Below are 12,135 nucleotides of genomic sequence, written 5' to 3' on the forward strand. Positions count from 1 at the left end.
GATTATACAATTAAAATTGAACCCTAACCCCCGCCCCTGCGTGTGGGTATTTGGTTTGATATTTATAGTAGAGAACCTTTGGATGCTCTCTGGACTCATAACTCAGCTCTGTCATATTCCATACATCCCTCGTATTCGTACAAACGGATTTCTCATTGTCCTCAATAATAAATGTGATTGGTAAATCATGTTGTTGGCTATATTTAATCGATTCATGGGCGATTCCGGTTTCCGATGTCATTTCTCCCATAAAACAATAAACATGATTGGATTCATTTTTCCTTTTAATGGACATAGCTACTCCAACAGCAATTGGGACGATCCCACCAACAATTGCTGAAGACAATATTCGGTATTCCGGAAAACAAAGGGAGATTGAATGTCCCCTTATGATTTCCTGTTTTACTAATTCCGAGGGAACCCCCTTTAATAAACATTGGTAATGGCTACGCCATGAGCACATAATCCAGTCTTCTGGATTCACACACTTAAAAACTTTTATTATTTCATCTTCATTTCCGTAATATAAATGAATCGGCGCACGAATTTTAGACTGATTAAATTCATTGGCTATATCTGTTTCAAAGTCTATTAATTCTTGTTTTGTTAATGTATTCACTAATCAATTCCTCAATCCTGAATTTATTAAACTAATTAATTCTGATATATTACTCATAAAATAGTATCTTACTACCTTCTGTTTCAAATTTAAAAGGCACATGGAGAAGGTCGCCGAGGGCTCTTTTTATTTTTTCATGTTTTTCAGGGTGGGCAAATATCAAAAGAAACCCTCCTCCCCCCGCTCCTAGAAGTTTTCCTCCAATAGCTCCATACTTAAGGGCTTTATCATAGATTTCATCCACATAAGAAGTTGTAATACAATTATTAATACTCTTTTTTGCCGTCCAAGCTTGATGGAGTAATTCCCCAAAATCAAGGATATTTCCCCCATTTTTTAAAACCTCTATACCACTAAAAACCAGGCCATGTAGTATTTTCAGATAACTCTCCTTGTCATGCAATGTGGAAATATATTGTCCAGCGACTTGTGAGGCTATTCGTTTTATCCCTGTATAAAACAATAAACAGTGGTCTTCGATTTCCTGCATTCTCTTCGAGGGTAATATGACGGGCTGAACCGTAAAATCCCCGTTTGGCAAGAATTGAATCAAGTTTAACCCCCCGTATGCGGCACTGATTTGATCTTGGGAACCCACATTTTCTTTGAGAAGTTCCTGTTCCAGATGAATAGCTTGTTGTGCCAACTCTCTTTTAGAAATCATTTTTGCATTCAAAGCACTCAAAACATTGATTAATCCAACGGTAAAGGCTGAACTCGAACCCATCCCGCTCCGCGCAGGCAAATCCCCATCGTGATGCAGTTCAATTCCTTCTGAAATTTTCATTTGCTCGAGTAAAACACGGACAACAGGATGCTTGATATCTGAAGCCTTCAAACAATCCTCTATTTTTGAATAAACTATCCTGTACTTATGTTCAAAAAATGGAGGTAAATACCGGCAGGATAGATAACAATACTTGTCAATTGTCGTTGATAATACAGCACCCCCATTGCTTTTATACCATTGAGGATAATCTGTTCCTCCGCCCAAAAATGATACACGGAAGGGCGTCCTTGTAATAATCATCTATTGACATAACCAAATACACCAAAACTAAACAATTGTTTTTTAATATTAAAACATTGATTCTTGAATAAGTTTAAAAAGGAGGAATACTCGAAATTTAATGAAAATTGCTTGGCTGACACATCGTGACATTAAAAACCCTCGGGCAGGGGGGGCGGAAATTGCCGTTCATAGGCTTTCTCTTGAGCAAATAGCCCAAGGCCATGAGGTCAGTTGGTTCACATCAAAATTCCCAGGGGCTGAAAACACCGAGGTTATTGACGGAATTAAAGTCAATCGTGTCAGTTCAGAAAATCTCCTGAATTGGTATTTACTCGTTTTTTTTAGAAAAATAATGCGTCCTTTTGATATTGTGATCGAGTCACTCTGCAAGGTTCCTTTTTTTTGGCGCGGTCATAAAAGCCAGAAGGTCATGGCTTATACAACCCATCTCTTTGGAAAAGCCATTTTTGATGAAACAAATCCACTCGCTGGTAGTTATGTTTATTTTCTAGAGAAGTTAATTCCTTTTTTCTACCAAAAACATTTATTTGCAGCAATCTCCCCATCCACAAAAGATGATCTCATCTCCCGAGGTATCCCCTCATCACGAATCGTGGTAGCCCCTTGTGGAATTAATTTGAAAGTCGTTCCTGGAATTTTAAATGCTGAAACAAGATCAAAAACACCACTGATCATCTATGTAGGAAGACTTAAAAAATATAAGGGTTTGGAATATGTATTACGCTCCCTGCCCCCCATTATTAAAAAGACTCCTGAGTTTCAATTAATGATCCTCGGGGATGGTGATGACCGCTCCCGCCTTGAGGAGGAAGCTCGTAACCTTGGAATACAAAACCATGTATTATTTACGGGTTATGTCTCAGAAGAGGAGAAAATCAAGTGGCTCCAGCAAGCCTGGGTCATGGTATACCCTTCTGTTAAGGAAGGACAAGGGCTATCGATTTTAGAGGCTGCTGTATTCCAAACGCCCACAATCGCCAGTCATTCCCCCGGATTACGAGATTTTATCCTGAATGGAAAAACAGGGTTACTTGTAGGACATACCCAGCCTGAAACCTGGGCAACGGCCATTGAAGAAACCATAAACAATGCCTCGCTCAGACAAATAATGGGAAAGAACGCCCAAGAATTTTGCCAACAGTTCTCATGGAGAAAATCCTCGGAAACCGTTATGAATGTGCTTCAATCAAAAGATCAATGAAATCCCTAGTCATCATCCCCACATATAATGAAGCAGAGAATATACTCCGAGTCACGGAACAAACTCTTGTTCAGGAGCCTTCACTTCATATTCTAGTGGTTGATGACCGCTCAACTGATGGCACAGCTTCCCTCGTTAAAAGCCATCCTTTATTCGGCCAGCGCATCTTTATGGTCGAGCGCCCTGGAAAACTGGGCTTAGGTACCGCCTATATTGCCGGATTCAAATGGGCTCTCGAACGTAACTACGAAACTATTTTCGAGATGGATGCTGACCTGTCACATGATCCAAATGAGATACCCCGCTTTCTAGATCAAATCGCCAATGGTTATGATCTGGTCATTGGTTCCCGTTATATTAAAGGTGTGCGGGTCTTGAACTGGCCCATTGACCGCCTCCTTCTCAGTCTCGGGGCAGCCCAGTATGTGAAGCTCATTACCGGACTCCCCATCTCAGATCCCACGGGGGGGTTTAAATGCTTCCGCCGCAAATTGCTTGAGACTATTGATCTTGATGACATTCAATCAAATGGTTATTCCTTTCAAATCGAGCTCAGTTTCAAGGCTTGGATCGCAGGATTCAAAATCACCGAAATACCCATCACTTTTGAGGATCGCCATAATGGCACATCAAAGATGTCCCCGCAAATTGCGCGTGAAGCATTTTGGATGGTTTGGAAACTCGCTGCCAAAAACCGCTTTAAAAGAATTTAATTTCGTATCATAAAATCTCCATGCCCCAATGAAAATAAAACTATTCATTATTAAAGTATTATCCTCATTGGGACTATTAAAACGTGTAAGAATGATCAAGAATAACCTCTTGTCACTCATAGGCATAGACCTACTCAATCCCCAACATCTCCAAAAATTGTATTCAGAATTCCTCTCCCCTAATGACCTTTTTTTCGACATTGGAGCCAATGAAGGTGCTATTTCTGATGTGCTTCATCAGTCAGGGTGTCGAGTCATTGCTGTGGAAGCGAATCCTTCTTTGGTAGAAAAACTCCGCATCCGATTCAGACCCTATCCTGAAATCACGATCGAACATGCGGCTGTATCATATGAGTCAGGGGAAATTGAATTCTTCATCAGTGATGAAATGCCGGAACTCTCCAGTGTCTCAAAAGAATGGGTCGAGGAAAGTATCTATGCGGGAAATTGTAAATGGAATAGGAAAGTAAAAGTGCCGGCCATTACATTGAATAACCTGATTCTCAAATATGGGATACCCAAATTTATTAAAATCGATGTTGAAGGCTATGAATATCAAGTACTTGGAGGGTTATCCTCCCTCGTAAAATATATTTCCTTTGAATTCTCTGGGAAAATGATTGATCAAACCCTCCAGTGTATCTCTCGTCTCGATGAAATTGCCCGAATCAATAAAGCAACCAATCACTATAATTATTCTTCAGGAAAGTCATATGTTTTGGAATTAGATTCATGGGTTGAATCAGACAAAATCGTCACAATCCTCGAAAATATCCAAGACGATCTTGCTGTGGGGGATATTTACTGTAAAAGCTTTTCCGAAACCTAATTCCGATAAACGTGTTAATCCATTCTGGAAAACTCTGATTACCTATAGTATGCAAAATACATCCTCGTCCCACCAAAGCCCTCTTATTGAGATAGAAACCAATCGATTTGAAGATCACAATAAGTTATTTGGAATCAGACAGGAATGGATCGTATTTTGGGTGAGTTTCCTTGTCACTTTTGCCATTTACACCTTTACACTAGCCCCCAGCGTGGTTTTACGCGATTCAGGCGAGTTAGTGACTGCAGCTGATCATTTTGGCGTCCCTCACCCGCCTGGATACCCCCTACTCACCCTCCTATCCTATATTTTTATCCATATTGTTCCCTTCGGCAATGTTGCTTGGAAAGTAAATTGGTTTAACGCCTTATGCAGTTCCCTAGCTGTTGGTTTTGTCTCATATCTCATTTGCACTTCCGGTCGCATCCTTACATCCAACCTCATTTCTACCCTCCAAGAAAAATCACAACAAACTTTCTCCCGAGCCATTGGATTTTGCTCCATCACTGGAGGATTGGTTTTAGCTCTTAGCCACGCGATGTGGTCACAATCGGTTGTGGCGGAAAAATATGCCCTCAACTCCCTTTTAATGTCATTGATCCTTGTATTTTTATATAAATGGTTTTTAGAACCCGAAAAGTATCGTTATATCTCATTAGCGGCATTCTTTTTCGGTTTGGGCATGACAGCCCACCAAACACTTCTCTTCATCTTCCCCGCAGTTGTTGCTGCCGTATATTTTAAGACCACTTCATTTATTCCGGATACATACTCGCATTACAAAAAAATCTCTACCATTAAGAATTTTCCCGACCTTATCCTCGATACGATAAAAAGGTTGTTTTACTGCGGATTTATCCAGGATACATTTTTCAAAAGCTTTTTTATCTTCTCCCTCCTCTTGATTAATACTTCCTTCTCCGTATTTGCGATTCTCTCGCGGGACCTGCAACTTCTCGACATTTGTTTAGGTTGGCATATCGTCTCTATTCCCCTGATTATTCTGCTCACAAGCTATAAGAAACCTTTTACTACGGAATATCTCATCTTTGTGGGGCTAGCTGTCATTTGTTTTCTGATAACATTATTCGGGGCACTTGTCATCCAGACACCCGATTTTGCACGGTTTTCCGGACCAGTCGATGTCACTAAACTCGTTGAAGAATCCATTAATGCAAAAGTCCTCTGTCTGAGCCTCACGTCCTTAATATTAGCGTTTGGGTCATGTGCATTTTTCTTTTCGAGGGAAAAAGCCTCGCGGTTTATCCCCATCCTCTTACTCGCATCCTGGGCCGGCCTAAGCTTTTATGGTTATCTCAGTATTGCCTCAAAAACCAATCCTCCCATGAATTGGGGGTACGCAAGCACTCCCCAAGGTTTTTTCCATGCAATCAATCGTGGACAATACGAAAATAATCTGGCCAACACAATTAAGTCAGTTCTCGGACCTGCCTTTTTTGTCAAAGCGGTCGTGGATAACACCCCTTCTAAAACTACTACTCAACAACTCCTTGGCGTAGCCGAGGGAATTAGTTCCTTCGCAAAGAAGTTAAAACTCTATTGCATCGACCTTCTCCAGAACTTTACCGTCTACATTTTTGTAATCAGCTTGTTGTCATTGTTTTATATTAGGAAAATCCCCCGGGCATCATGGAGTTGGATTTTCTTTTTAGTCGTCAGCTTCCTCTTTATGAGTGTGGCCCTCACCTACATGGTCGGCGGAGATATGGACAGGCAAGCACGTTGGATCAACCGGGTATTTTTCATCCCCAGCCATATTATTTATTCTTTCGCCATCGGTTATGGATTAATGTGCGGGACATATTATCTCTTCCAAAAGAATTGGTTTTTTCCACCAGCACTTTTGATCTTGTTAACCATCCCCGTAGTCTTCAGCAAACATTACCCGCAGGATAAATTTAATTGGGAACTCTCTGAACAGCGTGATCATGACTTTGGCTGGCAATACGGCTATGATATGCTCATCAATTGCGAACCAAATTCCTTCATATTTGGGGGAACAGATCCCGGACGATTTGTCCCTACCTACATGATCTTTGCTGAGAGCCGCCAGAACCCGTCCTGGAAAATGGATCAACTCGCTAATCCGAAAAGAAAAGAATTTGACCGTCGTGACATGTATATCGTCACTCAAAACGCCCTCGCTGATGAGACGTACATGAATTATATCCGTGATCATTACGGTTTTTCACGCCCCTTAAACTATTCCGATTTCGAAAAGAAACACCTTGACCGCGCCACTATGTATCCAAAAGAGGCCATGTGGATCCCGGAACGTATCGATGGGGAGAGAGCCTTTAAACAATATGTTGATCTAGCGCGGACAAACCCCGCTGCCGCACCCGGTATCAGAGTGAGCCCTGATGGACGGGTGAGCATCGCGGGTATTGAAGGGGTATTTGCCATTAATGGTTTATTGGCCCAGCTGATTTTTGAAAAAAACAAGAATCGGATTAAATTTTATGTCGAGGAGAGTTTCCCCCTGCCTTGGATGTACCCTTATCTCCAGCCTTTCGGTCTCATCATGGAGCTCAACAAGGATCCCCTCAAAGAAATACCCGATGAGGTCATGGCTAAAGACCGTATTTATTGGGATGCTTACACAAAGAAACTCATGGACAATCCGGCCTATCTCAGGGATGAGGATGCACGGAAGGCATTCAGCAAATTACGTGTTTCTATTGGCGGACTCTATTTCTGGCGCGCACTGAATGAGCCAAACCTAGAAAAACGTAAAAAATACCTGATTGAAGCTGAATATGCATTACGCCAATCAATCGAGTTATGCCCTTTTAGTACTGAGTCCGTATTCCGCTATGTGGATATGCTTGCAAAAGGTGAGCGATATGAAGAAGCCATAAAAGAACTGCAAATCCTCATGAAAGAAGACCCTCTCAACGATAAAATCGGTGAAAACATGAAGATCATGCAGAATCAGTTGACACTATTAAATAATCAAAAACAACTCGAGCTTTTCATCGCCCAAAATCCCGGAAGCATCCAGGCTTACGTCCAACTCCTCCAAAGTATCCTTGCCCGTGGGCGCACTGATATTTTCGAGGTAAAAGCTGATGAAATCATGAAAAGGGGCTCTGTCCCGCCTGAAGTCTATAACCAAATCGGACAAATGTACCTGAACTATCAACAGGTGGATAAGGCCAAACGCATTTTTCTGGAATATACGAAAAGGAATTCCACGAATTCGGTGACTTGGTATAATCTGGCCTTACTCCAATCACTAACAGGTGAAACCAACCAAGCCCTCGATTCCCTTGAAAATGCGGTTAAATATGACCCCACATTTTCAGCGGCCGCTGTAGGGGAACAACGGTTTACCCCCCTCAAGGCATCGCCCCGTTTTAATTCGATTGTGAATAGTCCTGCTAAAACAAAACCCCTGCCCGTAAAAAAGAATTAAAATCAGGACTTGCACTCGAGAGGATTCAACGGTAAAACACTCGATTCTTTGAATTTGAGAACAATAGGAGCAAATTTATGTCACAGCATCAGAGTTTAAAAGGTAAAAGCACAATGGCCGCTAAAAGAAGCGTCCTCAAACGTTTTGAGCGTATTGAAATAATGAAGAAAAAAGGCCAATGGAAAGAGGGCATGCCCATTTACGGTCTTCCAAAAACCCGTGTAGAAGCCTAACTTACCTTATTATTAAGATATTTTTATCTTGCCCCTGATACCCATCAGGGGCTTTCTTTTTCCATGAGAATCAATCAATTCCTCGCCTCAGCTGGTCAAGGTTCGCGCCGTTCGTGCGAACGCCTCATCATAGAGGCACGCGTTTCAGTTAATGGAAAACCATTAATCAAACTCGGAGCAAAAATAGATCCGGACAAAGACCGTGTATGCGTGGATGGTAAGCCTGTCAAAGCGGCAGGGCATCAATATTACCTTTTGAATAAACCGGCTGGATTCGTTTGTACGAAAAATGATGAACTCAACCGTCGGACCGTCTATTCACTCTTCCCTGAAGAGTATTCCCACCTTTTTACAGTCGGCCGTTTGGACAGGGATTCAGAAGGACTCATTATTTTGACGAATGATGGTGATTTTTCGAACCGGCTCACCCACCCACGCTATAAAATACCTAAAATTTATGAGGTCTTACTGGATTCTGACCCAAATCCAGAAGATGTCCGAAAATTCCTCAAGGGCGTCTATATTAAAATAGAGGAGGATGCCCCCATGAAAAGGGCAACAGCAGAAAAAGTCTTCCGTGTTGCAAATAAACACTATGAACTAACCCTCGTACAAGGATATAAGAGGCAAATCCGCCAAATGTTCTTAGCAATCGGACATCCTGTACGCAAATTGCGCCGCATCCAAATAGGGAACTTACGCTTGGGCAATTTGCGCAGTGGCCTCTTTAGAAGCCTCAAACCTTCAGAAGTAAAAAGCCTCTTGGAGTATCAGCCACCGAAGAAGATCAAAAAAGCCCCTCCTGTATTTAAATCCCCTTTTAAAAAAACAAAAAGTAAGACTTCCCGACTCTGATTAGATAGGTGACTGAGTATTATAATCTTCCCTTCTTTCCGGGACTCCCATAATAAGTATCCATGGCTCAACTGATCGACGGAAAGCTTATCGCGGAAAAGATCAACCAAGAAATAGCAGGTCTTGTTTCTAAAATCAAAGAAACCGGCCTGACCCCGGGACTCGCAGTCGTCCAAGTGGGAAGCCGCCCGGATTCATCCCTTTATGTCGGAAAAAAGGTCGAGACATGCCAGAATCTGGGTATTTATTCGGAACGGATTCATCTCGATGCATCTATTTCTCAGTCTGAATTACTCCAAGTAATTGATTCCCTTAATGAGAGAAATGATATCCATGGCATCCTCGTACAATCGCCCCCGCCAGATCATATTAATGAACAAGCCATTGTGGCGGCCATTAATCCCCTGAAAGATGTCGATGGATTCCATCCCGTGAATGTCGGAAAGATGACGATTGGTGACCCCACGGCCTTGGTCGCCTGCACCCCCGCCGGCTGTGTAGAGATCCTCAAAAGAAGCGGGATCGAGCTCACCGGAAAAAGAGCCGTTGTCCTCGGGCGAAGTATGATCGTTGGTAAACCCCTTTCACTCCTGCTCCTTTCAGAAAATTGCACGGTGACAATCTGCCACTCAAAAACTAAGAATCTCCCAGAAATAACCCGTCAGGCTGACATTCTCTGCGTAGCAATCGGAAAACCCGAGTTTGTCACAAAAGACTTTGTGTCTCCCGGAACCGTTGTCATCGATGTCGGGATCCATGTCGTGGCGGATAGCAGCCGTAAATCAGGTAAAAGAACAACTGGTGATGTGAAATTCTCTGAAGTTTCTGAAATCGCCTCCATGATTACACCTGTTCCAGGCGGGGTCGGCCCCATGACCATCGCCCTGCTCATGCAAAACACCATTAAAGCCTTCAAGCTCCAAACAACCCCCTCATAATATAGCCTAACGCATTCGCCCCCCCCATTACAGTCTGGCTCCCGACTCTATAAGCTTGAGCATTTGTGCGGGTTCGTCTAATTCTAACGACTCATTAAATTATGCTCGATATTAACTACATCCGTAAAAATACTGAAGAGGCCCGCAAACGCCTCGCCAGCCGCCACCAAGGACATGAAGTCCGCATCGATGAAATCCTTTCCCTTGATGAATGCCGCCGTAAATTACTCACTGAAGTCGAGGCATTAAAAGCCGAGAAAAACCGGGTCAGCAAAGAAGTCGGTAAACTCAAAGGCCAAGGTCAACCCGTCGACCACATCTTTGCCCAGATGAAGGATCACTCTGACAGGATCACCGAGCTCGACAAACAGGTCACCATCGTCGAGGAAGACCAGAAAGGGCTTCTCCTCAATATCCCTAACCTCCCACACCCCACCGTGCCAGACGGGCGAGATGCAGCTGATAATCCTGAAACCCATGTCTGGGGGGAGAAAAAATCTTTCGACTTTACACCCCAGAACCACATTATCCTCGGGGAGAAACTCGGGATCCTCGACTTTGAACGCGCTTCCAAACTCAGTGGTAGCGGGTTTTCACTCTACAAAGGTGCCGGGGCCCGGTTGGAACGTGCCCTCATTAACTTCATGCTCGACCTCCACACCACCCAGCATGGTTATACTGAGATCCTCCCTCCTTATCTCGTCAACAGCGCCTCACTGATGGGTACTGGTCAGCTCCCAAAATTTGCTGACCAACTTTTCCACCTCGAAGGCGGGGATAAATACCTCATTCCCACCGCCGAAGTCCCTGTCGCTAATATTCACCGCGACGAAATCCTCTCCGAAAGCGATCTGCCGAAATATTATGTCGCTTATACACCTTGCTTCCGAAGTGAAGCAGGAGCGGCAGGAATAGGCACTCGGGGCCTCTTACGGATGCATCAATTCGACAAGGTCGAGCTTGTTCGTATCGTCAAACCCGAGGATGGTTATGCCGCCCATGATGAAATGCTCAAGAATGCCGAAAAAGTGCTCCAGCTACTCGGCCTCCACTATCGTGTCATTGTCCTCTGCACGGGGGATATGGGCTTTGGAATGGCAAAAACCTTTGATATCGAGATTTGGGCCCCAGGGCAAAATGCTTATCTGGAAGTGAGCTCAGTCTCTAATGCCGAGGATTACCAAGCGCGCCGCATGAATCTGCGTTTTAAACGCAAAGACGCCAAGCAAACAGAATTCCCCCATATCCTGAATGGCTCGGGAGTCGCTCTCGCCCGGCTGTATGTCGCTTTTATCGAGACTTACCAACAATCCGACGGCACCATCCTTATCCCCGAAATCCTCCAGTCTTATATGGGTGGACTAAAGCAAATTGCCCAATGATATCCTGACCAGACAGTAATACTTTGCGGCCTAAATCCTTGAATTTTTCACTTCCCGGCTTTACCTTAAAGTAAAGCCATGAAAACAAAGATTAGTTCCAAAGGACAAATCACAATCCCTCTCTCTGTGAGGAATACCTTGGGTTTCCGTAAAGGAACCCAACTCCAAATCGAACGAGGGAATCAAGGTCAAATCATTCTTTCCAAAACGAGGGACAAATCTTTCTATTTGAAGTTCAGAGGATTAAAAAAGGATGTCTCCCCATGGAAAAATGGCCAAGAAGCTCTTGAATTCTGGAGAGGAAAACCGGCTCTTGGAGACGTGAATCCTGTATGATCACCGCTATTGATGCCGATATCCTCGTTGACATCCTGGGCACGGCAAACCAATTCACCGGAGCGAGTATGAACACCCTTGATGACGCCCGAGCAGCCGGAAGCGTCGTGATCGCTCCTGATGCGGCGGTAGCACTCACCCTTTACCTCGACTCTCCTGGGCAAATGCAAGTTTTGATGGAAGAAATGGAAATGAGGATTATCCCACACACATTTGAGTCGATTCACCTGGCCGGGCGGGTTTGGATTGATTACCGTCGCCGCAGCTCAAAACCCAAAGACCGGGTTCTCACTGATTTTCTGATCGGCTCACATGCTCTGGATTTTGTCGATGCACTCATCAGCCGCGACCAAGGCTATTTTCGTACCTATTTCCTAAAATTAAAAAAATAATCACCCCTTGAATCACCTTATTTCCATCTCATCAAAAAAACTTCCGATCATGGTTGCGGTTTCAGGTGGAGTGGACTCCGTTGCGCTTTTGATTATGTTGCTGCGAAAGACTCACCCAAGCAAATTGCGCGTGGTTCATTATACTCATCAATACCGTGAGCGGCA

General features: G+C 43.6%; 12 protein-coding genes. 10 read left to right on the forward strand and 2 right to left on the reverse strand.

Annotated elements, in window-relative coordinates; all coding sequences use genetic code 11:
• Positions 1 to 10: 10 nt before the first annotated feature.
• Both SGI98_09955 and SGI98_09960 read right to left on the reverse strand, forming a co-directional pair.
• Positions 11 to 619 carry a thiamine pyrophosphate-dependent enzyme gene (locus SGI98_09955; GenBank protein MDZ4743725.1) on the reverse strand — a complete coding sequence of 203 codons (609 nt, stop codon included), beginning with the start codon at positions 617 to 619 and terminating at the stop codon, positions 11 to 13.
• A 49-nt stretch (positions 620 to 668) separates the two neighbouring features.
• A complete protein-coding gene (locus SGI98_09960; GenBank protein ID MDZ4743726.1) occupies positions 669 to 1,649 on the reverse strand; it encodes a kinase in 981 nt (326 codons plus the stop codon).
• 100 nt (positions 1,650 to 1,749) lie between these two features.
• Here SGI98_09960 and SGI98_09965 point away from each other — a divergent pair, with 100 nt between their 5' ends.
• The 10 genes from SGI98_09965 to SGI98_10010 all read left to right on the forward strand — a co-directional run bounded on the left by SGI98_09965 (position 1,750) and on the right by SGI98_10010 (position 11,970).
• Positions 1,750 to 2,853, forward strand: a complete 1,104-nt coding sequence (locus tag SGI98_09965) for a glycosyltransferase family 4 protein (GenBank protein MDZ4743727.1) — start codon at positions 1,750 to 1,752, stop codon at positions 2,851 to 2,853.
• A complete protein-coding gene (locus SGI98_09970) occupies positions 2,850 to 3,566 on the forward strand; it encodes a polyprenol monophosphomannose synthase (GenBank protein ID MDZ4743728.1) in 717 nt (238 codons plus the stop codon). Before SGI98_09965 ends, SGI98_09970 begins: the two co-directional genes overlap by 4 nt.
• A 28-nt stretch (positions 3,567 to 3,594) precedes the next feature.
• Complete coding sequence (locus tag SGI98_09975) at positions 3,595 to 4,395, forward strand: FkbM family methyltransferase (protein ID MDZ4743729.1); 801 nt, start codon at positions 3,595 to 3,597, stop codon at positions 4,393 to 4,395.
• Positions 4,396 to 4,555: 160 nt separating this feature from the next.
• Positions 4,556 to 7,834, forward strand: coding sequence for a DUF2723 domain-containing protein (locus SGI98_09980; GenBank protein ID MDZ4743730.1), 3,279 nt, complete (start codon positions 4,556 to 4,558; stop codon positions 7,832 to 7,834).
• A 77-nt stretch (positions 7,835 to 7,911) separates the two neighbouring features.
• The gene (locus SGI98_09985; GenBank protein MDZ4743731.1) at positions 7,912 to 8,067 is read left to right on the forward strand and encodes a small basic protein; all 156 of its coding nucleotides are present in this window, start codon (positions 7,912 to 7,914) and stop codon (positions 8,065 to 8,067) included.
• Between the two features lie 63 nt (positions 8,068 to 8,130).
• Positions 8,131 to 8,922: a pseudouridine synthase gene (locus tag SGI98_09990; protein MDZ4743732.1), complete on the forward strand. Its 792-nt coding sequence runs from the start codon at positions 8,131 to 8,133 to the stop codon at positions 8,920 to 8,922.
• 62 nt (positions 8,923 to 8,984) lie between these two features.
• Complete coding sequence (gene folD, locus SGI98_09995; protein MDZ4743733.1) at positions 8,985 to 9,860, forward strand: bifunctional methylenetetrahydrofolate dehydrogenase/methenyltetrahydrofolate cyclohydrolase FolD; 876 nt, start codon at positions 8,985 to 8,987, stop codon at positions 9,858 to 9,860.
• A gap of 101 nt (positions 9,861 to 9,961) precedes the next feature.
• Positions 9,962 to 11,242 carry a serine--tRNA ligase gene (serS, locus tag SGI98_10000; protein ID MDZ4743734.1) on the forward strand — a complete coding sequence of 427 codons (1,281 nt, stop codon included), beginning with the start codon at positions 9,962 to 9,964 and terminating at the stop codon, positions 11,240 to 11,242.
• 78 nt (positions 11,243 to 11,320) lie between these two features.
• Positions 11,321 to 11,578, forward strand: a complete 258-nt coding sequence (locus SGI98_10005; protein ID MDZ4743735.1) for an AbrB/MazE/SpoVT family DNA-binding domain-containing protein — start codon at positions 11,321 to 11,323, stop codon at positions 11,576 to 11,578.
• Positions 11,575 to 11,970, forward strand: coding sequence for a hypothetical protein (locus SGI98_10010; protein ID MDZ4743736.1), 396 nt, complete (start codon positions 11,575 to 11,577; stop codon positions 11,968 to 11,970). The genes SGI98_10005 and SGI98_10010 overlap by 4 nt, the downstream gene beginning before the upstream one ends.
• The last annotated feature ends 165 nt before the right edge of the window (positions 11,971 to 12,135 follow it).

This window comes from Verrucomicrobiota bacterium (genome assembly GCA_034440155.1).
Lineage (GTDB): Bacteria > Verrucomicrobiota > Verrucomicrobiia > JAWXBN01 > JAWXBN01 > JAWXBN01.

What these genes read in the sequence shown, in the direction of transcription:
- SGI98_10005 (MDZ4743735.1), top strand. Translation starts at nt 11,321, where the DNA reads ATGAAAACAAAGATTAGTTCCAAAGGACAAATCACAATCCCTCTCTCT.
- folD (MDZ4743733.1), top strand. Translation starts at nt 8,985, where the DNA reads ATGGCTCAACTGATCGACGGAAAGCTTATCGCGGAAAAGATCAACCAA.
- SGI98_09965 (MDZ4743727.1), top strand. Translation starts at nt 1,750, where the DNA reads ATGAAAATTGCTTGGCTGACACATCGTGACATTAAAAACCCTCGGGCA.
- SGI98_09975 (MDZ4743729.1), top strand. Translation starts at nt 3,595, where the DNA reads ATGAAAATAAAACTATTCATTATTAAAGTATTATCCTCATTGGGACTA.
- serS (MDZ4743734.1), top strand. Translation starts at nt 9,962, where the DNA reads ATGCTCGATATTAACTACATCCGTAAAAATACTGAAGAGGCCCGCAAA.
- SGI98_09985 (MDZ4743731.1), top strand. Translation starts at nt 7,912, where the DNA reads ATGTCACAGCATCAGAGTTTAAAAGGTAAAAGCACAATGGCCGCTAAA.
- SGI98_09960 (MDZ4743726.1), bottom strand. Translation starts at nt 1,649, where the DNA reads ATGATTATTACAAGGACGCCCTTCCGTGTATCATTTTTGGGCGGAGGA.
- SGI98_09990 (MDZ4743732.1), top strand. Translation starts at nt 8,131, where the DNA reads ATGAGAATCAATCAATTCCTCGCCTCAGCTGGTCAAGGTTCGCGCCGT.
- SGI98_09970 (MDZ4743728.1), top strand. Translation starts at nt 2,850, where the DNA reads ATGAAATCCCTAGTCATCATCCCCACATATAATGAAGCAGAGAATATA.
- SGI98_10010 (MDZ4743736.1), top strand. Translation starts at nt 11,575, where the DNA reads ATGATCACCGCTATTGATGCCGATATCCTCGTTGACATCCTGGGCACG.